This is a genomic window from Leisingera sp. ABM4_103, assembly GCF_056158685.1.
Genome location: NZ_JBSWTU010000005.1, coordinates 297876 through 318012, shown reverse-complemented (window position 1 = coordinate 318012; position 20137 = coordinate 297876). Strand labels below are relative to the sequence as shown.

At 65.1% G+C, this 20137-nt stretch carries 19 protein-coding genes; 10 read left to right on the top strand and 9 right to left on the bottom strand.

The annotated features are described in order from the left end of the window. Window positions 1-93: 93 nt before the first annotated feature. From ACXAED_RS03235 to glmM, 5 genes are all read left to right on the top strand, one after another. Complete coding sequence (locus ACXAED_RS03235) at window positions 94-2670, top strand: putative PEP-binding protein (RefSeq protein WP_475046843.1); 2577 nt, start codon at window positions 94-96, stop codon at window positions 2668-2670. A gap of 172 nt (window positions 2671-2842) precedes the next feature. Next, a complete protein-coding gene (locus ACXAED_RS03230) occupies window positions 2843-3496 on the top strand; it encodes a cell wall hydrolase (RefSeq protein ID WP_475046841.1) in 654 nt (217 codons plus the stop codon). Between the two features lie 129 nt (window positions 3497-3625). Further along, window positions 3626-4546, top strand: a complete 921-nt coding sequence (locus tag ACXAED_RS03225) for a dihydroneopterin aldolase (RefSeq protein ID WP_475046839.1) — start codon at window positions 3626-3628, stop codon at window positions 4544-4546. After that, the gene (gene folP / locus ACXAED_RS03220; protein WP_475046837.1) at window positions 4543-5538 is read left to right on the top strand and encodes a dihydropteroate synthase; all 996 of its coding nucleotides are present in this window, start codon (window positions 4543-4545) and stop codon (window positions 5536-5538) included. Before ACXAED_RS03225 ends, folP begins: the two co-directional genes overlap by 4 nt. Before the next feature lie 24 nt (window positions 5539-5562). Further along, a complete protein-coding gene (gene glmM, locus ACXAED_RS03215; protein ID WP_475046835.1) occupies window positions 5563-6909 on the top strand; it encodes a phosphoglucosamine mutase in 1347 nt (448 codons plus the stop codon). Window positions 6910-6923: 14 nt separating this feature from the next. On the opposite strand, the gene ACXAED_RS03210 is transcribed toward glmM, so the two are convergent. The 3 genes from ACXAED_RS03210 to ilvC all read right to left on the bottom strand — a co-directional run bounded on the left by ACXAED_RS03210 (window position 6924) and on the right by ilvC (window position 10094). Beyond that, window positions 6924-7829 (bottom strand): DMT family transporter, encoded by a 906-nt coding sequence (locus ACXAED_RS03210; protein ID WP_475046833.1) that lies wholly within the window; start codon window positions 7827-7829, stop codon window positions 6924-6926. 92 nt (window positions 7830-7921) lie between these two features. Continuing rightward, entirely contained in the window at window positions 7922-8830 is a 909-nt protein-coding gene (locus tag ACXAED_RS03205) for a DMT family transporter (protein WP_475046831.1), read from the bottom strand. 241 nt (window positions 8831-9071) lie between these two features. Next, window positions 9072-10094, bottom strand: coding sequence for a ketol-acid reductoisomerase (gene ilvC, locus ACXAED_RS03200; protein WP_027236799.1), 1023 nt, complete (start codon window positions 10092-10094; stop codon window positions 9072-9074). Window positions 10095-10226: 132 nt separating this feature from the next. Between ilvC and ACXAED_RS03195 the strand changes: the two genes are divergently transcribed. The 3 genes from ACXAED_RS03195 (at window position 10227) to ACXAED_RS03185 (ending at window position 12461) form a co-directional block, all read left to right on the top strand. Continuing rightward, a complete protein-coding gene (locus tag ACXAED_RS03195) occupies window positions 10227-10682 on the top strand; it encodes an Lrp/AsnC family transcriptional regulator (RefSeq protein WP_475046829.1) in 456 nt (151 codons plus the stop codon). Further along, window positions 10679-11137 (top strand): Lrp/AsnC family transcriptional regulator, encoded by a 459-nt coding sequence (locus ACXAED_RS03190; RefSeq protein ID WP_421055924.1) that lies wholly within the window; start codon window positions 10679-10681, stop codon window positions 11135-11137. The genes ACXAED_RS03195 and ACXAED_RS03190 overlap by 4 nt, the downstream gene beginning before the upstream one ends. 199 nt (window positions 11138-11336) lie before the next feature. Then, entirely contained in the window at window positions 11337-12461 is a 1125-nt protein-coding gene (locus tag ACXAED_RS03185) for an aminotransferase class V-fold PLP-dependent enzyme (protein ID WP_475046827.1), read from the top strand. Between the two features lie 75 nt (window positions 12462-12536). Here ACXAED_RS03185 and ACXAED_RS03180 read toward each other — a convergent pair whose 3' ends face one another. From ACXAED_RS03180 to ACXAED_RS03170, 3 genes are all read right to left on the bottom strand, one after another. After that, the gene (locus ACXAED_RS03180) at window positions 12537-13733 is read right to left on the bottom strand and encodes a UbiH/UbiF family hydroxylase (protein WP_475046825.1); all 1197 of its coding nucleotides are present in this window, start codon (window positions 13731-13733) and stop codon (window positions 12537-12539) included. Between the two features lie 79 nt (window positions 13734-13812). After that, complete coding sequence (locus ACXAED_RS03175; protein WP_475046824.1) at window positions 13813-14061, bottom strand: hypothetical protein; 249 nt, start codon at window positions 14059-14061, stop codon at window positions 13813-13815. Window positions 14062-14223: 162 nt separating this feature from the next. Continuing rightward, window positions 14224-14868, bottom strand: a complete 645-nt coding sequence (locus ACXAED_RS03170) for a pyrimidine 5'-nucleotidase (protein WP_475046822.1) — start codon at window positions 14866-14868, stop codon at window positions 14224-14226. A gap of 143 nt (window positions 14869-15011) precedes the next feature. On the opposite strand from ACXAED_RS03170, the gene ACXAED_RS03165 reads away from it, so the two are divergent. Further along, window positions 15012-15656 (top strand): GntR family transcriptional regulator, encoded by a 645-nt coding sequence (locus tag ACXAED_RS03165; protein WP_475046820.1) that lies wholly within the window; start codon window positions 15012-15014, stop codon window positions 15654-15656. Here the strand turns inward: ACXAED_RS03165 and ACXAED_RS03160 are convergent. Both ACXAED_RS03160 and carA read right to left on the bottom strand, forming a co-directional pair. Next, window positions 15616-17454, bottom strand: a complete 1839-nt coding sequence (locus ACXAED_RS03160) for a glycosyltransferase (protein ID WP_475046819.1) — start codon at window positions 17452-17454, stop codon at window positions 15616-15618. The two genes, ACXAED_RS03165 and ACXAED_RS03160, sit on opposite strands and share 41 nt — an antisense overlap. A 205-nt stretch (window positions 17455-17659) precedes the next feature. After that, window positions 17660-18820, bottom strand: a complete 1161-nt coding sequence (gene carA / locus ACXAED_RS03155; protein ID WP_475046817.1) for a glutamine-hydrolyzing carbamoyl-phosphate synthase small subunit — start codon at window positions 18818-18820, stop codon at window positions 17660-17662. Window positions 18821-19002: 182 nt separating this feature from the next. On the opposite strand from carA, the gene ACXAED_RS03150 reads away from it, so the two are divergent. Further along, entirely contained in the window at window positions 19003-19476 is a 474-nt protein-coding gene (locus ACXAED_RS03150) for a GatB/YqeY domain-containing protein (RefSeq protein WP_475046815.1), read from the top strand. A 97-nt stretch (window positions 19477-19573) separates the two neighbouring features. On the opposite strand, the gene ACXAED_RS03145 is transcribed toward ACXAED_RS03150, so the two are convergent. Continuing rightward, complete coding sequence (locus ACXAED_RS03145) at window positions 19574-20056, bottom strand: DUF2244 domain-containing protein (protein ID WP_475046813.1); 483 nt, start codon at window positions 20054-20056, stop codon at window positions 19574-19576. Between the last annotated feature and the right edge of the window lie 81 nt (window positions 20057-20137).

Below are 20137 nucleotides of genomic sequence, written 5' to 3'. Positions count from 1 at the left end.
TTCCAGACCGCTTTCCGCCTCCGCAGGCCGTTACAAGGCTCTTGCGCCATCGCTGCATCCCCTTATGGTGACAGGCAAAGGAGACGTGCTGCAGTGCAGAAAGATTTCGAACAGACCCCGCCGGCCAGCCTCATAACCGCCACCGCACCGATTGCCACCGCCACCCATGGCGGGCGGGCGAAATGCCTGCAGCGGCTGGTGCGTCTGGACCTGCCGGTGCCGCGCACGGTGGCGCTGTCCTTTGATGCGGTGCATGCGATTGCCGAGGGCCAGATGCCCGACCTGTCGGCTGTTCTGAGCGAATTCGACCCGGAGGCGCTGCTGTGCGTGCGCCCCTCGTCCGAGGACCCGGACTGGGGCGGTCCCGGCGCGATCCTGAACATCGGCATGAATGATGCGCGCTACGTCGACCTGTGCGACACCCTGGGCCGGGAAGCGGCAGCGGCGCTGTATTTGCGGTTCGTGCAGTCCTACGCGGTGCATGTGGCGCGGCTGGACCCGGATGTGTTCGACGATGTCGAGGACGGCGGCCCGGATGCGCTGAGCGAGATCCTGCACGCCTATGAGGCGGAAACCGATGAGCCGTTCCCGCAGGACCCGGGCGAGCAGCTGGCGGCGGTGCTGCGCTCGATGGCGCGGGCGTGGGAGGGCACCTCGGCGCGGATCCTGCGCCAGGCCAAGGGCGCGCCGGCCGATGCCGGTCTCGGGCTGGTGGTGCAGGAAATGATCCCCGGTGTGGGGCAGGGCGAATGCGGCTCCGGCGTGCTGCAGCTGGTGAATTCCACCACCGGCAAACCGCAGCTGACCGGGCGCTACCTGAGCCAGAGCCAGGGCCGTGATGCGCTGGGGGCCGGAGCGGGCGCGCTGTACCTGGCTAAGGACGCCCGCGGGCTGTCGCTGGAAGAACTGGCGCCGGAGGCCTTTAAGGATCTGCAGGCCCATGCCGCGCTGATGCGCCGCAAGCTGCGCGAGGAGATGCAGCTGGAGTTTGTCGTCGACAACGGCCGGGTGCATATCCTGGACGGGGTTCGGGTGGTGCGCTCGGCGCAGGCGGCGGTGCGGATTGCGGTGGCTCTGGCGGAGGACGGCATCATCCCGCAGGAAGAGGCGCTGATGCGGGTTGATGCGCATATCCTGAACGAGCTCTTGCACCGGCAGGTGGCACCTTATGCCAAGCGCGACGTGATCGGCCGCGGGATTGCCGCGAGCCCCGGCGCGGCCACCGGCAAGCTGGTCTTTACCGCCGCCGGGGCACAGGCAAGTGCCGCCCGCGGCGAGCCTTGCATCCTGGTGCGCCGGGAAACCTCGCCGGAGGATGTGCGCGGCATGCACGCCGCCGCCGGGGTACTGACCGAGAAGGGCGGCATGACCAGCCACGCCGCGGTGATTGGCCGCGGGCTGGGGCTGCCCTGTATCGTCGGGGCGGCAAACATGAAGTTTCACACCAAGCGCAAGACACTGGAGGCGGCGGACGGCCGGGTGTTCAAAGCTGGAGACATTATCACCATCGACGGCAGCAGCGGCCAGGTTCTGGCGGGCCAGCCGGAGATGCTGGAAGCGGCCCAGGATGGTGCGCTGCTGACCCTGCTGGCCTGGGCGGACGATGCCCGCGACATCGGCATACGGGCCAATGCAGATACGCCGGAAGATGCTGAAACTGCACGGAGATTCAACGCGCAGGGCATCGGGCTGTGCCGCACGGAGCATATGTTCTTTGACCCGGGCCGCCTGACGGTGATGCGGGAGATGATCTTTGCCGAGACTCCTTCCGGCCGGGCTGCGGTGCTGGAGCGGCTGCTGCCTATGCAGCGCGACGACTTCCGCGAGCTGTTCCGGATCATGGAGGGGATGCCGGTCTGCATCCGCCTGTTCGACCCGCCGCTGCATGAGTTCCTGCCCGCCACCAAGACCGGCCAGCGTGAGCTGTCCGAGGCGCTGGGCATCCCGGTCAGCGATGTGACGCGCCGGGTTGAGGAGATGGGCGAATACAACCCGATGCTGGGCCTGCGCGGCGTGCGGCTGGGGGTCACGGTGCCTGAAATCTACGACATGCAGGCGCGCGCGATCTTTGAAGCCACGCTGGAGGCCTCCAAGTGGGGGGATCCGGTGGTGCCGGAGATCATGATCCCGCTGGTGTCGGCCAAACGCGAGGTGGAGCTGGTCAAGACCCGCATCGACGCGGTGGCCGCGGCGGTCAAATCAGAGCGCGGCGAGGATTTCACCTACCGCCTGGGCGTGATGGTGGAAACACCGCGTGCAGCCCTGCGTGCGGGCGAGATTTCACCGCATACAGCCTTCCTGAGCTTCGGCACCAACGACCTGACCCAGATGACCTATGGGCTGTCGCGCGACGACGCGGGGCGGTTCATGTCGGACTACGTCAATCAGGGCGTTTTTCCGGAAGATCCGTTCCATGTTCTGGACACGGACGGGGTGGGAGAGCTGCTGAAACTGGGGGTCCAGCGCGGCCGTGCGGAGAACGCGGACATCACCTTGTCGATCTGCGGAGAGCATGGCGGCAACCCCGAATCGATTGCATTTTGCCGTGACGCGGGTTTTGACTATGTATCCTGCTCGCCATTCCGTGTGCCGGTTGCGCGGTTAGCCGCCGCCCAGCTGGCGATAGGAAGCAAAACCGGGCAGATGGCGCCAACTTACACTAAATATTAGGAAAATTCAGGGCATTCAGCCGGCGGCGGCGGGCGGTGCGCAACGCAGGCGTTAACCATGCCGCCGTGGCTTTGGGCCGCAAGCTGGACGTTGCGGCCCATTTCCATTAAGGGATGCGACCGCATGTGCCGGGGAAACACGGGTGCAGGCTGTTAGGACGGGGGAACCCTGAATGAAATTGTTGACTATGATTGCCGTGATGGCTGCCACCATCACGATGGGTAAAAGTGTTGCTGCCGAAACCGGCCTGGATACGCTGATCGAACGCGAACAGGCCAGTCTCAACGCAGTACCAGCGCGAAAGTTCAGCGGATTGTTTGGATTCCGCTCGAGTACGCTGAAGGCCCGCAAACCTCAGGCAAAAATCGAATACAGCAAGGCGTGGCTGGATTCGCGTCCGAAAGCGACAGGCGGCGAGCAGTTTGCCTGTCTCGCTGAGGCGCTGTACTTCGAGGCCCGGGGCGAGACCGTTAAGGGCCAGTTCGCTGTGGCGGAGGTGATCCTGAACCGGGTCAAGAGCGCCCAGTTTCCGAATACGCTGTGCGGGGTGATCAACCAGGGGACCGGGCGCAAGTACCAGTGCCAGTTCACCTACACCTGCGACGGCTACAAGGAAGTGATCAACGAAAAGCGGGCCTATCAGCGGGTGGCCAAGGTGGCGCGTGCGGCAATGGACGGGCTGAAGTCCGAGCTGACGGAAGGCGCGACCTACTATCACACCACTGCGGTGCGGCCGCGCTGGAGCCGGGTGTTCACAAACACCACGCGCATCGGTGTGCATGTCTTCTACCGCGACGATCGCTACCGGACCGCGCTGAGCAACTGAGTGCCTGAAGGCGGCATATCCGTGCCGCTTTCAGCTACTGGCATGGCGTTTGCGGGACTGTTATGAAGGCGCCGAAAGTCTATTGTTGGGACCCACACCCGACACAGCCAGCCAAAGGCCCGTTTTCCCATGCCCTCTGAAATCCGCCTCGCCTTTGCGCATCCGTCCGAGCGTTCCGTGGCAACGGCCGCGCCGGGTCCGCTGGACCGCATTTCGCTGCGCGATCACACTGTCGAGGTTGAGATCGGTGCGTTTCAGGCCGAGCGGGGCACCACCCAGCGGATCTGCTTCAACGTGGTGGTCGAAGTGGCGCCGCTGCCCAAGGATCTGGATGACGATGTCGACCGCATCCTGTCCTATGACAAGGTGACAGAGGCGATTGCGCATGAGCTGGCGGCAGAGCGGCTGAACCTGCTGGAAACCCTGGCCGAACGCGTGGCTGAGCGGATCCTGCTGGAGCATCAGGCGGTGCGCGCCTTTGTGCGGATTGAGAAGCTGGACCGCGGCCCAGGTGCGCTGGGTGTCGAGGTCGTGCGCTCCAAGGATCAGATCAGTCATCTGGTGGATGAGGAAGAACGTCCGCATCCGCGGCTGATGTATCTTTCCAACGCGGCCATCGACAGCGAAAACCTGACGGGCTGGATTGACCAGATGGAATGCCGCAAGCGGCCCCTGATCCTGTGCGTGGGCACCCATCCGCTGCAGGTGCCCGCAACAGGGCACAAGTGGACCCAGCGGCGCATTGACCTATTGGCGATCGAACAGAATGCCTGGCGGCTGGCGGCCAAGGACGACCGCTGTGTGGTCGTCTCCACCCGGACTGAGCTGGACTGGGCGATGAAGAACGGCCAGATCTGCGTCTGGGCGCCTTCCAAGATCGTGCTGGACGCGGTGGACGGGCCCTCGGCACCGCCCTCGAACTCGGTGGCGCTGGCGGCCTGGTTCGCCGCCACATTCGAGGCAGGTGAAATGATTGTGCTTGGCGGGGATTTGCCTGATAATCCCGGCGTCCCCTTGCGGGCCGTCAGCGTGGAGCAAGCACAACTGTGACATATTACCGGCCGTTGGTTCGACATGGCGAGGCGCGCCCAGAGGGCGCGGTTCCGCTGGCGGGCAGTGCCCTGTGGTTCACCGAGGTTGAGATCCTGAGCCGCGATGCGCCGCCGCGGATCGTGCCGGCCGGTCTTGTGCCGGAACTGGAGCGCCGCCGTCTGAGCGCGCGGCGGGCTTCGATCGCCGGGCTGGACATGACCCAGCCGCAGATCATGGGCATCCTCAATGTGACCCCCGACAGTTTTTCCGACGGCGGTAAACATGCGGACGTCGAGGCCGGGAAGGCCGCGGCGCTGAAGATGGTGGCCGACGGCGCGACAATCATTGATGTGGGCGGTGAGTCCACCCGTCCTGGCGCCGCAGAAGTGACCGAAGCCGACGAGATCGCCCGCACCGCGCCGGTGATCGCGGCAATCCGGGCTGATAGCTCCGTGCCGGTCTCCATCGACACCCGCAAGGCCACTGTCGGGCTGGAGGCGCTGGAGGCGGGGGCGGACCTGCTGAATGACGTGTCCGGTTTCACTTTTGATCCCGCGCTGGCGCCGCTGGCGGCGCAGGCCAGCGTGCCGGTCTGCATCATGCATGCCCAGGGCGATCCGGCCACCATGCAGGACGATCCGCAGTATGCGAATGTGCTGCTGGACGTCTATGATTTTCTGGAGCAGCAGATTGACCGGCTGGAAGCCACCGGGGTGATCCGCGAGCAAATCGTGATCGACCCGGGCATCGGCTTCGGCAAGACGCAGGAGCACAATCTGACGCTTCTACGTAATCTCAGCCTGTTTCACGGGCTCGGCTGCCCGATCCTGCTGGGGGTGTCCCGCAAGGGGTTCATCGGCAAGATCGGCGAGGAGCCGCGCGCTGAGGCCCGGGCGGCGGGGTCGATAGCAGTGGGGCTTGCGGCCTTGGCGCAAGGCGTGCAATTTCTGCGGGTGCATGATGTGGCTGAGACGGTTCAGGCCCTGCGCCTCTGGCAGGCCGTCCGCTAAGGCCTTTTTGGGCAGGAAAAAATAATGCGAAAGCTCTTTGGCACTGATGGCGTGCGCGGCACTGCCAATATCCACCCTATGACCGCCGAGATGGCGCTGCGTATCGGCGCCGCCGTGGGGCGCTATTTCCGGCGCGATGGTACCGGGGTGCACCGGGTGGTGATCGGTAAGGACACGCGGCTGTCCGGCTACATGTTCGAGAATGCACTGACGGCGGGGCTGACCTCCACCGGTATGAACGTTCTGCTGCTGGGGCCGGTGCCGACGCCCGCGGTGGGGCTGATGACGCGCTCGATGCGGGCGGACCTGGGGGTGATGATCTCTGCCAGCCACAACCCGTCCGAGGACAACGGCATCAAGTTCTTCGGCCCCGACGGTTTCAAATTGTCGGACAGTGCGGAGCTGGAGATCGAAGCGCTGATCGACGCCGGTGTCGAGCCTGCTCAGGCCGCCAACATCGGCCGCGCCAAGCGGATCGACGATGCCCGTTTCCGCTATGGCGAGCGGGTCAAGAGCTCCTTGCCGCGCAACCTGGGCCTTAACGGGCTGAAGGTGGTGATCGACTGCGCCAATGGCGCGGCGCACCGGACAGCACCTGAGGTGCTGTGGGAGCTGGGCGCCGAGGTGATCCCGGTTGGGGTGGCGCCGGATGGCTTGAACATCAACCGCGGCTGCGGCTCGACCCAGCCGCAAACGGCAGCTGAGGCGGTTGTGGCGCATGGTGCCCATGCAGGTATCTGCCTGGACGGCGACGCGGACCGGGTGATCGTGATCGACGAGACCGGCACCGTGGCCGACGGTGACCAGCTGATGGCGCTGCTGGCGACCCGCTGGGCCGAGCAGGACCAGCTGGCGGGCGGCGCGCTGGTGGCGACGGTGATGTCGAACCTCGGCCTGGAGCGGCATTTGGAGAGTAAGGGGCTGGGGCTGGAGCGCACCGCCGTGGGCGACCGTTATGTGGTGGAGCGGATGCGCGAGGGCGGTTTCAACCTGGGGGGCGAGCAGTCCGGCCACATCGTGATGAGCGATTATGCCACCACCGGCGACGGGCTGATGGCGGGGCTGCATTTCCTGGCAGAGATGGTGCAAACGGGCAAGAAGGCGTCCGCCCTGGCGCACCAGTTCGAAACCGTTCCGCAGCGGCTGCGCAATGTGCGGTTCGAGGCCGGTCAGGCTCCGCTGGAAGATGAGCACGTGCAGGATGCGATTGCCGCCGCTGAGAAAATGCTGGACGGGCAGGGGCGGCTGCTGATCCGCAAGTCCGGCACAGAGCCGCTGGTGCGGGTGATGGCGGAAAGCGAGGACGCCGAGCTGATGACGCTGGCGGTCGACAGCGTTGTCGCCGCGGTCGAGGCTGCCGTCGCGGAGTAAAGCGGACGGGGCGCTCAGTCCCCTTTGCCGAACAGGCGGCTTAGCCTGCCGAACTGGCTGAGGCCGAGGCCGCCCAGGATCATCACCATTGCCAGCAGCATCGAGGGCGGCAGCTCCTCGCCTAGGAATACCGCCCCAAGCACCACGGCCCAGACCGGCACCTGGTAGTTGGTGAGGGTCATGAAGGTCGGCCCAGCCTCCCGCACCACGATGACACGCAGGAGGTTGGCGGCGGCGGTGGGGATCAGGCCCAGGACGGCGGCGATTAGCAGGGTGCGCCCGTCCGGCATCACCGGCGGCCCTTCGGCGGCCCAGGCGGCTGGAAAGATGATGAAGCAGCCGATCACCAGCAGGACGGCCGCCAGCCCCGCGGGATCCACCGGCGGCAGGCGGCGGGTCAGGATTGAGCTGACCGAATAACAGGCCGCCGCTGACAGGCAGGCGGCGCGGCCATAGGCCTCCAGCTCGGCCCCGCTGGTCTCAAACGCCTTGCCGCCAATGAGCACCGCGACACCTGCAAAGCCGATGGCAAAGCCGATCAGGCGGCGCAGGGTCATCTGCTCGCCCGGCACAAAGAAATGCGCCAGCGGCAGCACCATCAGCGGGATGGCCGCCATGCTGACTCCGGTAAAGCCGGAGGACACATGCTGCTGCCCCCAGGAGATCAGCATGAAGGGCAGGGCGGTGCTGAGGATCCCGATGATCACCAGCGAGGGCCAGTTGGCCTCGCCCCGGAACAGCTTGAACCCGCGCCAGCCCCACACCGCACAGAGCAGCAGCGCGGCAAAGCCGATCCGTCCGGCGGCCAGCCAGAAGGGGGTGATACCGTCTAGCGCCAGCTTGATCAGCAGAAAGGTCCCGCCCCAGACAAAGCCCAGGGTGGCGATCATCAGCCAGTAGCGCGGTGCGATATCGGGCATGGGGTCCTCTTGCCGTTCACCGCGCGACAAGACCCCGCCGGGCGGGCGGGGTCAATGGCAATTGCTTTGTTATCTATCGAACGGTTTGCGCTTCACGCCGCGCGCGGGCGGCGGCTGCGGCTGAGGAGGAGGCCTCCGAGGATCAGCGCCAGCGCGGCAAACAGTTGCGGCGGCAGGGTTTCTCCAAGAAGCGCTGCGCCAAAGATCACCGACCAGACCGGCACTTGGTAGTTCACGGTGGACAGGAAGGCAGGCCCGGCGCTGCGGGCGACTTGGACCAGCAGTACCTGAGCCAGCGCCGTGGGCAGCAGTCCGAGGTAGATCACGGCGCCGAGCGGCAGGGCGGCGGGCAGTTCCGGCACGCCCTCGGCCCAGAGCGCGGCGGGGGTCATCATGCAGGCTCCGCAAAGCAGCGCCGCGGCGGAGAGCGACAGCATGTTCACCTGCGGGCAGAGCCGGGTGATGATCGAGCCGATGGCATAGCAGAGCGAGGCGCCGAGGCAGGCGAGGCGGGCGAGCGATTCGAAGTCGGTCCCGGCGGAGCGGAAGGCGTCGAGCCCGATCAGCACGACAACGCCGGCAAAGCCGATCAGGAAGCTTATGGTGCGGCGCAGGGTCATATGCTCGCCCGGCACCAGCACATGCGCCAGCGGCAGCACAAACAGCGGCACCACCGCCATGCAGACCCCGGCAAAGCCGCTGGCCACGTAAGTCTGCCCCCAGCTGAGCAGGGTAAAGGGCAGGGCGTTGGTGAAGAACCCCATGCCAATGGCGCAGGTCCAGATGATCCGGCCCTGACGCTCGCGGAGGGAGGGCAGGCCGATGCCCATCGCATAGACGACGGCCAAGAGGCAAATTGCGCCGATTGAGATCCGCAGCGCAGCGATTGTCATCGGCGGGAAGCCCCGCAGCGCCAGCGACACCGCCATGAAAGAGGCGCCCCAGATCACGCCGAGGAACAGAAGCTTGGCCCAATTGGCGGCACCGGGGGAGTCGCTCATTACAATACCTCAATCACTGGCAGCTTGCCGGTTTGCCGGAAAACTGCGCTGCTGCTGACAAATCGGGGAGGGCGGCGCCTGACCCTGGGAGGGTGCGAAGCGCCCTCCCGTGGGGAGGGTCGGGCGTTGCCCGGCCTATCGGCCGGGCGACAGGTTTGGAAAGTGGCTTTCTGAAGAAAAAGGGCGCCCCAAGTGGGAGCGCCCTGCAGAGGTAAGGTCAGCGGAGGTTTCCGCGGGCGCCTTAGTTCTTCTCTTTGTCGACCATCTTGCCGGCCGAGATCCAGGGCATCATGCCGCGCAGCTTGGCGCCGGTTTCCTCGATCAGGTGTTCGTCGTTGGCACGGCGCGAGGCCTTCAGGGTCGGCTGGCCAACCTGGTTCTCCAGCATGAAGTCGCGGACAAACTTGCCCTGCTGGATGTCTTCCAGAACCGCCTTCATGCGGGCTTTGGTTTCGTCGTACTTCAGGATGCGCGGGCCGGTGACGTACTGGCCGTACTCGGCGGTGTTGGAGATCGAGTAGTCCATGTTGGCGATGCCGCCTTCATAGATCAGGTCAACGATCAGCTTCACTTCGTGCAGGCATTCGAAGTAGGCCATTTCCGGTGCGTAGCCGGCTTCGACCAGGGTCTCGAAACCGCAGCGGATCAGCTCAACCAGGCCGCCGCAGAGAACTGCCTGCTCGCCGAACAGGTCGGTTTCGCATTCTTCGCGGAAGTTGGTTTCGATGATGCCGGAGCGGCCGCCGCCGATGGCGGAGCAGTAGGACAGGCCGGTTTCCAGCGCTTTGCCGGTGGCGTCGGTGTGAACCGCAACCAGGCAGGGCACGCCGCCGCCTTTGGTGTATTCGCCGCGCACGGTGTGGCCCGGACCCTTGGGCGCCATCATGATGACGTCGACGCCTTCTTTCGGCTCAATCAAGCCGAAGTGAACGTTCAGGCCGTGGGCAAACGCGATGGCTGCGCCCGGCTTGATGTTGTCGTGGACGTATTTCTTGTAGGTCTCTGCCTGCAGTTCGTCGGGCATGGTGAACATGATCACGTCGCACCAGGCGGCCGCTTCTGCGATGCCCATGACCTGCAGGCCTTCGCCTTCGGCTTTCTTGGCCGAGGGGGAGCCTTCGCGCAGGGCAACGACAAGGTTCTTGGCGCCGGAGTCGCGCAGGTTCAGCGCGTGGGCGTGGCCCTGGGAGCCATAGCCCAGGATGGCCACTTTCTTGTCCTTGATCAGGTTCACATCGCAATCGCGGTCGTAATAAACGCGCATGATCCACGTCCTTTCGTTTGGTGTTTGAAGGCATCATAGGCATGTGGGCGGTGAAGGCGATTGCTGTTGCGTATGAATTTCGCAGTTTCTTTACGCTAGTCATTCGTCATTTTGCCTGATAATGACGAAATCATGCTTGATGATCTCGACCGGCGCATTCTCCGCCACATGCAAATCGACCCGGAGCAATCGATTCCGGATCTGGCCGACCGGCTGGGTATGACGGCCTCGCGGCTGTCGCGGCGGCTGGAGAAGCTGCGCGACGGCGGCGTGATCCTGGGCCAGCGGGCGGTGATCAACTGGCGCAGCCTGGGCTACGCGGTCGAGGTCTCCTTGCGGGTGACGCTGGACAAGACCAATCCGCGTGCCTTTGACGAGTTCATTGCCGCTGCCCGCGAGATCCCGGAGGTGCTGGAGATCCAGACCTTCCTGGGCCAGGTCGACGTGCGGCTTTCGGTGATTGCGCGCGACATGCCGCATTACCAGCAGATCTACCGAACGCGCATTCTCACGCTGCCGCATATCGCCGATATCGAGGCGCTGATGCATGTAGCGCGGATCAAGTCGGATGAGGTGCTGCCGGTATGACAGCGCTGGACGATCTCGATTTTGCCCTTCTGCGGGCCTTGTCGGAGGATGCGACGCAATCGGCGGGCGCGCTGGGGCGGCAGCTGGGCCTTAGCCAGCCTGCCACCTGGCGGCGGATCAAGCGGTTGCAGGAGGCGGGGATCATCGCTGGGCGCAAGCTGGAACTCGACAAGGAGAAGCTTGGGTTTGGCGTGACTGTCTTTCTGGGGGTGAAGCTCGCGACCAAGGGGAGGGTTTCCTTGGAGGATTTCGAACGCGCGGTCTCCGCCATTCCCGAGGTGCAGACGGTGGAGCATGTGCTGGGCATGTATGACTACCGCCTGCGGGTGACGGCGCGGGACATCTCCGACTTTGAACGCGTGCTGCGCCGCCGGGTGATGACCCTGCCGGGCGTCGGCAATGTGGAGGCTAATGTGCTCTTGAGTGAGGAGCGGCGGCCGGGGCCGCTGGGCTGACACCGCCCCTTTTGTTGCCGATCAGAAACCCGCTTGGCGCAAATGCGGGGGATTCCTGTCGGGACTGGGCTGTCTTTTTGCCGGGCCGGCGTCAATATCGGCCTTCGGAGAACGGCAGTTCCGATGTATGCCAAGTCAGGGTTTGCCAAAGCCCGCAGCACCCGCTAGCCGTTTCATGAGACATTTCAGGGAGGCCGCAATGGCATTGCTCGATACCGTCGACCCGCAGGGTCTGGATGAATTCTCGGTGGTTTTCACCGACCGTTCGCTCAATCACATGTCCAAGGCTTTCCAAGCCGTGATGCTGGACATCAACGCAATGCTCAAAGAGGTCTATAACGCTGAGGCCGTGGCGCTGGTGCCGGGCGGCGGCACCTATGCGATGGAGGCGGTGGCCCGCCAGTTCGCCCGCGGCGCCAATGCGCTGGTGGTGCGCAACGGCTGGTTCTCCTACCGCTGGAGCCAGATCTTTGAGGCCGGCGGGTTCACCGCGTCCTCGACCGTGATGAAGGCGCGCCGCACCGGCAATGAAAGCGCCTCTCCCTTTGAGCCCGCGCCGATTGCCGATGTGGTTGCCGCGATCAAGGAACAGAAGCCGGACATCGTCTTTGCCCCGCATGTGGAAACCGCTGCCGGTGTGATCCTGCCCGATGACTATGTGACCGCCATGGCCGCAGCCGCGCATGAGGTGGGCGCGCTGATGGTGCTGGACTGCATCGCGTCGGGCTGCGCCTGGGTCGATATGAAGGCGACCGGCGTTGATGTGCTGATCTCCGCGCCGCAGAAGGGCTGGAGCGCCTCGCCTTCGGCCGGTCTGGTGATGTTCTCGGAGAAGGCGCTGGCGCGTCTGGAGGAAACCACGTCGGACAGCTTTGCCATCAACCTGAAACAGTGGCGCACCATCATGAAGGCCTATGAGGACGGCGGCCACGCCTATCACGCCACCATGCCGACGGATGCGCTGCGCGCCTTCCGCGACACCATGCTGGAGACCAAGAAATACGGCTTTGAGCGCCTGCGCGAGGCGCAGTGGAAGCTGGGCAACGGCGTGCGCGCGATGCTGAAGGAAAAGGGCATCACCTCGGTTGCCGCGGATGGCTTTGGCGCGCCGGGCGTGGTGGTGAGCTACACCAGCGATCCGGATGTTCAGAACGGCAAGAAGTTCCTGGCGCTGGGCACCCAGATTGCCGCGGGCGTGCCGCTGCAGTGCGACGAGCCCGCCGATTTCCGCACCTTCCGCCTCGGCCTGTTCGGCCTCGATAAGCTTTATGATGTGGACGCCACCCTGGCGCGGCTGAAGACCGTGGTGGATCAGGTGCTGTAAACGCACCGGCGCTTCATCTTTCCGGAAATACTCCCGCCGGAGGCAGCGGCTTTCCATCAGGAAAGCCGCTTTTCTTTACTTCACACCCAGCCCCATTTGCATCAGCGTCTTGCGCACCGGCGCCAGAGAATAGAGCGCATTGAGGCCAAAGGCGCGCAGGTCGCGCAAGGGACGCGGGGCCAGCATCGAGGTGCGGTTCAACAGGTCGATGCCCTTCACCCGCAGCAGGATCTCGTTGTGCCGCGCCTTGTGGTAGGCCGCCAGCATCTGCGCGTCGCCCAGGCCTTCGGGGCGGGCCTGAGCCAGTTCCAAAAGGCTGCGCAGGTCGCCCAAGGACATGTTGAGGCCCTGCGCGCCGATCGGAGGCACCACATGGGCGGCCTCGGCCATCAGTGCCAGCCGTTCGCCGTTCAGCCGCTCCGCCGATTGGCTGATGATCGGCCAGATGGTGCGGCGCGACGCCAGTTTCAGATCGCCGAACAGGCCGCAGCTGCGCTCCGTCATGGCGGCCTCAAAGGCGGCCGGCTCCAGTTTCAAGAGCTCCTGCGCGCGCGGGCCGCGTTCCATCCAGACAATGGCGGAGGACGGCTGGCCCTGGTAGTCGGGCAGCGGCACCAGGGTGAAAGGGCCGCCGGAGCGGTGGATCTCGGTTGAGACATTCTCGTGCGGCACCGGGTGGGTGACGGCAAAGGCCAGCGCCTTTTGCCCGTAGCGGGTGGTTTTCACCGCAATGCCCGCCGCCTCGCGCATCGGGGAGTTTCGGCTGTCGCAGGCGACTACCAGCTTGGCCGTCACCTGGCTGCCATCGCTGAGGCTGACGCGCGCTTCATCGGTGCGGGTGAATAGGGCCGTGGTGCCGGTGCCAAAGCGCAGGTCCGCGTTGGGCAGCTCCGCCAGCCGGGCAATCATTTCGCGCCGCAGGAGCCAGTTCGGCAGGTTCCACCCGAACGGCTGGTCGGAGATATCGGCGGCATTGAAATCCTTGACCACCCTCGGCTCGGGCCGGGCGCCGCCGGCATCCACGATGCGCATGATCTGCAGCGGTGCGGCGTGCTCTTCCAGCCGCGCCCAGATCCCGCAGCGGTCCAGCAGCGCTTGGGCAGGCTGCAGAAACGCGGTGGTGCGCAGGTCGGAGCCTTCGGCGTCGCGTTCTGTCACCGGCGGTGCCGGGTCGGCGCAGATCACGCTGAAGCCTTGGGAAGCAAAAGCGGCGGCTGCGGTCAGTCCCGCAATGCCGCCGCCGGAAATCAGGATGTCGCAGGTATCGGCCATCTCGTCAGCCCTCCGTTCTGGGGCCAGAAATAGGCCCGGACAAAGGGGAATGACAAGCCGATACCGGCAGATAGGGCGCTTAGCCGCGGGTGATGGTGATCAGCAGGGTGAACATCACCGGCACCATCGCCAGCGCCGGGAGGTACAGCCCGGGAATGCCGAACAGAAGGATCGAGCAGCCCCACAGGCTGACGAAGGTGGCGATGGCGTAATAGAGGTTCTCTTCCGGGCCATAGGCGACCTCCTTGATCATCCGGCCCAACAGCGGCACGGCAAACAGAATTCGCTGCCACAGGGTCAGTTGTGCGGGAAGGGCATATGCGCTCATCGGTCGGGCTCCTACGTTTCGTTACGCGGCGCATATAGGGAGGAAAACATGCGGCAAACAGGTATATTTTGCCGCAGGTGCGAAGATTTGCCGGTATGCGATTGTGCACTTGCAGAAATGCGGCAATTGGCTCCGGAACCCGCCGCCCGCTAAGCCGGAAAATCAGATCAGCTTTGCCAGGAAACCGGCCAGATCGTCCGAATGATGATGGATATGCGCGGCGGCCACGGGCTCTGGCGCCACATGCACCGTGCGCATGCCCATCTCATGCGGGGCAGCCAGATTGCGTTCGTCATCCTCGAACATCGCGGCATTCTGCGGGGCCACGCCTGCGCGGGCAAAAACCTTGTCAAAGGCGCGCCGTTCCGGCTTCGGGTGGTAATCGGCGTGCTCGACGCCAAAGATCCCGTCGAACAGCCCCGACAGCCCCCGCGCGGCCAGAACCCGCTCGGCATAGGGGGCGGAGCCGTTGGTGTAGACGATCTTCTTGCCCGGCAGATTACGGATGCCTGCCGCCAGGGCTGCGTCCTCTTCCAGATGGTCCATCGAGATGTCGTGGACCGCGACCAGATAGGGCTCCGGGTCCAGATCGTGCTCACGCATCAGGCCTGCCAGTGTGGTGCCGTGCTCGCGCCAGTAGTGGCTGCGCAGGCGGTCGGCCTCGGCCCTGTCCACCTTGAGGGCGTCCATCACATAGGCGGTCATCTTGACCTCGATCTGGTCGAACAGCCGTGCGGACGGATGGTACAGGGTGTTGTCCAGGTCGAACACCCATTGAGTGACATGGGATAAAGCGTGCTTTGGCATACCGCGGGAGTTAGGGCTGCAACGCCGGGATTGCAATCAAAAGCGCATTTTGCCTGCGGGTTTTCAGCACATTAGCGCCATCAGGGTTGATTGCTGCCCCTTGGGCTGTAGAGATTGGCGGATCGGAACAGACGGGAAAGACAATGAGCCAGAGCCGCAGCAACCAGAAAGATGCCTATGCGCTGATCCTCGAGGCGATCGACTCGGGGATCTACAAACCGGGCGACCGGCTGGTGGAAAGCGACCTGGCCGAGCGGTTTGGCGTGTCGCGTACCCCGATCCGCGAGGCGCTGCAGCGGCTGGAGACGCAATCGCTGCTGGAGCGTGACGGGCGGTCGCTGATCGTGGCCTCGCTGGATCACAACCAGATGGCGGAGCTTTATGTGGTGCGGCGCGAGCTGGAGGGGCTCGCGGCGCGGCTGGCGGCGCGCCATGCCACCGAGGAAGAGATCAAGGTGCTGAAGGAGATGGTCGAGGCGGACGACGCGCTGATCGGCAATCCGGCGGAACTGTCCAAGGCCAACCGCCGTTTCCATGAGCAGATCCATCTGGCCTCGCACAACCGCTATCTGGTGCAGCAGCTGGATCTGGTGCACCGGACCATGGCGCTGATGGCGACCACATCGCTGGCAGCCGAGGGGCGCAGCGAAATTGCCCAGTCCGAACACAAGGGCATTGTCGAGGCGATCAGCCGCCGAGACGAGGAAGCTGCGGGGCAGGCGCTGAAGGATCACATCTCGATTGCCTTCATGACCCGGCTGAAGCAGGACGCCAGCGGGCGGGGATAAGCCTGTTGAACCGGCGTCCGTGGCGGGGTTTGGCGGCCCGTTTGACCCCATGCGCCGTCTTGTCCCAGAAAAAGGGCCGGGCCAGCAGCTCATAAGCCGCCTTGGCGGCGGCGAGGGCGCCCATCGGGAAGTAGAAGATCATTGCAGGTGCCCAGATGGCCAGCCAGGGGCGGCCCATCGCCCGGGCGGCGGTGACGCAGATGAGTAAGCCCAGGAGTTCGAAAAGCACCAGCGCCGCCGCCGCCAGGCTCAGCAGCAGCGGCGGTGCGGCGCCTTCGCTGGGGTGCGGCAGCCCCAGTGCGATCAGCCAGAACGACCACAGGAGCGGCGCAAACAGGAACTGCCCAAGCGTGCCCAGGAAGAACGCCTGAAATCCCAGGAAACGTTTCCAGCCAAGGTCGGCCAGCAGCCGCAGCGGCTGGCGCATATGCACCAGATACGTGACCATGAACCCCTTCAGCCAGCGCGAACGCTGCTTGACCCAGGGCCAGGGGCGGCAGTTGGCCTCCTCGTAGGTGGTGCTGGGCAGCATCTCGGTGCGGTAGCCCGCACGGTACAGGCGGACACCCAGGTCGGCATCCTCAGTCACGTTGTGGGCGTCCCAGCCGCCCAGCTTCTCCAGCACCTGGCGGCGCACGAACATCGTGGTGCCGCCCAGCGGCACCACCAGGCCCAGCCGGGCGATGCCCTGCAAAACGATGCGGAACCAGCTGCCGTATTCCAGCGTGAAGCAGCGCGAGATCCAGTTGGCATGCGGGTTGTAATAGTCGAGCACGCCCTGAACGCAGGCGGTCTTGCTGTCCGCCCGGGCAAAGGCCTCTGCCACTTTATCAAGCTGGTCCGCCTCGGGCGCGTCTTCGGCGTCCCAGACACCGATGATCTGGCCGCGGCAGAAGTTCAGTGCATAGTTCATTGCCCGCGGCTTGGTGGTAAGCCCGCCGAAGGCCGGAACCTCAACCACCCGGATCCAGGGCGGCAGGCGGGTGTTTTCCAGCGCTGTCCGGGTGACGCTGTCATGCGCCTCCAGCACCAGGATCACGTCGGTCAAGGCCCGGGGGTAGCTGAGTTTGCTGAGGCGCGACAGCAGGGCGCGGCTGATCTCGGCCTCCTTGTAGAGGGGAACCATGACCGAAATGACAGGCCGCTCCGCACTGCCCGCCCGGCGGGCGGCAGGCGTCGGGAGCGGAGTGAGGCGGCAGCGAGCGCGCGCGGACCAATGAGCCGCCAGCCCGCAGAGCCTCAGGCTCGAGAACAGCAGGACCGAGAAGAGGGCCAGCAGGCTGAGAGCGGTAAATACTGCTGCGGGAGCTATGCAGCAGAAGTACAAAGCGGGCAGGGCGCAGCCAGCGGCGAGGGCGCGGCCCCTGGCGGGATTGAGGCTGCGGCAGCTGAGCCGGAGCGCAACACTGCTGCTGGCTTCGCGCACCAGGGCGGGGCTGAAATGGCTGGCGAGCAGCGCTGTGATTTGCGCTTCGCCTGCCAGCACCGGGGTGACAGATCCGAAACTGTCTTCCAGGTCCTGCCGGACCGCCTCGAACAGGTCCGGATGGGCGACAGCGACGGTGAGGGTCTGGCCGAGCTGCAGCCAGGGCAGGAGGCAATTGCGCAGCCAGAAGCCGGCGGGCTTGCGGGCCAGCAGCCGAGGGCTGGCGACCTGGCCGGTCAGATCGGCGCGCGGCATTCCGTACTGGCTGGCCAGCGCGTCCTGCACCTGGTCTTCGCTGGCGCGCTCCTCCGCCACCAGCGCCCGCCCCAGCGCCGCCTTTTGGTGCCGGCGCAGAACCAGCGCCTTCATCATGCTGCCGCTGTCCTCCGGGGGCCGCGGCTGCGGGGAGGGCTCCCCAACGGGCTGCGGCGGCCGGGGCGGCGGCAGCGGCTTTGACAAGAACCTCATCGCCTGCCCGCAACACTGATACCCGAGGCTGTCAGGCTGGCGGCGGGGATTTAAGAATTGGTAAATGCGGCGTTAACCATGCTGCCGGGCGGCATGGTTAACAGCTTTTTTATGCAGATTTGCGCTCGGCCATCGCCTCGGCAAAGCGCTCGAACAGGTAGAAGCTGTCCTGCGGGCCGGGGCTGGCTTCGGGGTGATGCTGCACCGAGAAGACCGGCTTGCCGGCAATACGGATGCCGCAGTTGGAGCCGTCGAACAGCGAGACATGCGATTCTTCGACGCCCTCGGGCAGGGTCTGCGCATCCACTGCAAAGCCGTGGTTCATCGAGGTGATCTCCACCTTGCCGGTGGCATGCTCCTTGACCGGGTGGTTGGCGCCGTGGTGGCCGTGGTTCATCTTGACGGTCTTGGCGCCCAGTGCCAGCGCCAGCATCTGGTGGCCCAGGCAGATGCCGAAGACCGGCAGATCCGCCTTCAGCACTTCCTGGATCATCGGCACGGCGTATTCACCGGTGGCCGCCGGGTCGCCCGGTCCGTTGGACAGGAACACGCCGTCGGGGCTGTGGGCCAGCACCTCTTCCGCGGTCGCAGTGGCGGGCAGAACGGTCACGTCACAGCCCGCGCTGGCCAGGCAGCGCAGGATGTTGCGCTTGGCGCCATAGTCGATGGCGACAACCTTGTGCTTGGGGGCTTCCTGACGGGCATAGCCGTCGGGCCAGGCCCAGCGCATTTCGTCCCAGCGGTAGCTTTGCGCGCAGGTCACGTCCTTGGCCAGGTCGAGACCGACCAGGCCGGACCAGCCGCGCGCCTTGGCGACAAGCGCCTCAATGTCGAAGTTGCCCTCGGGGTCATGCGCCAGCGCCACATGCGGCGCGCCCTGCTGGCGGATTGCGCGGGTCAGGCGGCGGGTGTCGACGCCGCCGATGGCAATGCGGCCGGTGCGGGTGAGCCACTCCTTCAGCTCTTCGGTGGCGCGCCAGTTGGACGCCAGCGTCGGGTCCCATTTCACCACCATGCCGGCGGCCACCGGATCGGCGGTCTCGTCATCTTCCGGCGTGACGCCGGTGTTGCCGATATGGGGGAAGGTGAAGGTGACGATCTGGCCGGCATAGGAGGGATCGGTCATGATCTCCTGATAGCCGGTCATCGCGGTGTTGAAGCAGAGCTCGGCCACGGTTTCGCCGGTGGCGCCGAAACCGGTGCCGTAAAAGACGGTGCCATCAGCGAGCGCCAGGCATGCGGTGGGCTTGGTCGGGGCGGAAGCGGCCATTGCGCGAGTCTCCATGCGGGTGAAATTCATGGGCTTGTAAGGGGGGCGCGGCAGCGGGTCAAGCCTGCAAGGGCCGGGCAGGCTGACGCGGGGTCCGGCTCTGAAAATTTACTGTAAACTTGCACAGCAGAGACAGAATGGATAACCATCAGTGTCCGGCAACCATGGGGATGCTTTTGAGTATGGATACGCACACCCGGGTCAATCAGGCCCTGAAGCAAGCGATGAAAGACAAGGCGGCGGAGCGGCTGTGTACGCTGCGGCTGATCAATGCTGCGATCAAGGACCGGGAAATCGCCGCCCGCGCCGATGGCGAGGAGGGTGGCATCGGAGAAGAGGAAATCCTGGGCATTCTGGGCAAGATGACCAAGCAGCGCAAGGAAAGCGCCCGCGCCTATGAGGAAGGCGGGCGGCTGGACCTGGCGGAGCGGGAGCTGGGCGAAATCGCCATCATCGAGGAATTCCTGCCGCAGCAGCTGAGCGACGAGGAGGCCGCCGACGCAATCACCGCCGCAGTGGCTGAGACCGGTGCCGAATTGATTCGCGACATGGGCAAGGTGATGGCTGCGCTGAAGGCGAAATACACCGGCCAGATGGATTTCGGCAAAGCCGGGCCCCTGGTCAAGGACCAGCTCTGCAGCAAAGGCGGCTGCTGATCAGCCGTGCGCGCTTGCGCGCGCTGCCTCCGGCGGGAGTATTTCCGGGAAAGATGAAAAGAGCAGGCCCGTTTCAGCGGGCCTTTTCTTGTGCGGCTCAGCGGGTGAAGGCGGACTTGAGGTCGCCGTAAAGCGCGACCCGCTCCTCCTCTGACAGGAAGGCGCCGATCTCCACCTCGCGGCCGCAGCCGTGCAGGGTGACGTAATGCGGCACCGGGCCGTCGTGGTCGTGCATCTCGACCCGGGCCCAGTAGCGGTTGCAGTGCCAGCTTTGCCGTTTGCCGTCCGGGTTGATACGCTCCAGGCGGGCGTCCTGGGGGCCGATGGTCAGCACTTCGAGGATCTGATGGTCGCGGCGGCTGCGGTCCAGCGCCCATTTCATGCCGAACAATGCAAGCAGCAGGAACGGCAGCAGCCCCCACAGCAGGACGGAGCCCAGCACCGGGATCAGCGGCACGCAGATCAGCACCGCTGTGAGGCCAAGGAAGCGCGCATAGCCGCGCGGCGGCAGCGACTGATGCGGCCAAAGGTGCAGCTCGCGCTCGGCACCGGTTTGCGGTCGGGTCCAGTTGTAGGGCATCGGATTGCGCCTGCTGAAAACTGCGTGTCTCTCTTAATGATGTAGCGGAAAGTCCGGATTTCCACCGTGTTGATACCCCAG

Excerpts from the sequence above, each read along its gene's own strand:
- ACXAED_RS03230 (WP_475046841.1), top strand. The coding sequence starts at position 2,843 with ATGAAATTGTTGACTATGATTGCCGTGATGGCTGCCACCATCACGATG.
- ACXAED_RS03225 (WP_475046839.1), top strand. The coding sequence starts at position 3,626 with ATGCCCTCTGAAATCCGCCTCGCCTTTGCGCATCCGTCCGAGCGTTCC.
- glmM (WP_475046835.1), top strand. The coding sequence starts at position 5,563 with ATGCGAAAGCTCTTTGGCACTGATGGCGTGCGCGGCACTGCCAATATC.
- ACXAED_RS03210 (WP_475046833.1), bottom strand. The coding sequence starts at position 7,829 with ATGCCCGATATCGCACCGCGCTACTGGCTGATGATCGCCACCCTGGGC.
- ACXAED_RS03205 (WP_475046831.1), bottom strand. The coding sequence starts at position 8,830 with ATGAGCGACTCCCCCGGTGCCGCCAATTGGGCCAAGCTTCTGTTCCTC.
- ilvC (WP_027236799.1), bottom strand. The coding sequence starts at position 10,094 with ATGCGCGTTTATTACGACCGCGATTGCGATGTGAACCTGATCAAGGAC.
- ACXAED_RS03195 (WP_475046829.1), top strand. The coding sequence starts at position 10,227 with ATGCTTGATGATCTCGACCGGCGCATTCTCCGCCACATGCAAATCGAC.
- ACXAED_RS03190 (WP_421055924.1), top strand. The coding sequence starts at position 10,679 with ATGACAGCGCTGGACGATCTCGATTTTGCCCTTCTGCGGGCCTTGTCG.
- ACXAED_RS03185 (WP_475046827.1), top strand. The coding sequence starts at position 11,337 with ATGGCATTGCTCGATACCGTCGACCCGCAGGGTCTGGATGAATTCTCG.
- ACXAED_RS03180 (WP_475046825.1), bottom strand. The coding sequence starts at position 13,733 with ATGGCCGATACCTGCGACATCCTGATTTCCGGCGGCGGCATTGCGGGA.
- ACXAED_RS03175 (WP_475046824.1), bottom strand. The coding sequence starts at position 14,061 with ATGAGCGCATATGCCCTTCCCGCACAACTGACCCTGTGGCAGCGAATT.
- ACXAED_RS03170 (WP_475046822.1), bottom strand. The coding sequence starts at position 14,868 with ATGCCAAAGCACGCTTTATCCCATGTCACTCAATGGGTGTTCGACCTG.
- ACXAED_RS03165 (WP_475046820.1), top strand. The coding sequence starts at position 15,012 with ATGAGCCAGAGCCGCAGCAACCAGAAAGATGCCTATGCGCTGATCCTC.
- ACXAED_RS03160 (WP_475046819.1), bottom strand. The coding sequence starts at position 17,454 with ATGATGAAGGCGCTGGTTCTGCGCCGGCACCAAAAGGCGGCGCTGGGG.
- carA (WP_475046817.1), bottom strand. The coding sequence starts at position 18,820 with ATGGCCGCTTCCGCCCCGACCAAGCCCACCGCATGCCTGGCGCTCGCT.
- ACXAED_RS03150 (WP_475046815.1), top strand. The coding sequence starts at position 19,003 with ATGGATACGCACACCCGGGTCAATCAGGCCCTGAAGCAAGCGATGAAA.
- ACXAED_RS03145 (WP_475046813.1), bottom strand. The coding sequence starts at position 20,056 with ATGCCCTACAACTGGACCCGACCGCAAACCGGTGCCGAGCGCGAGCTG.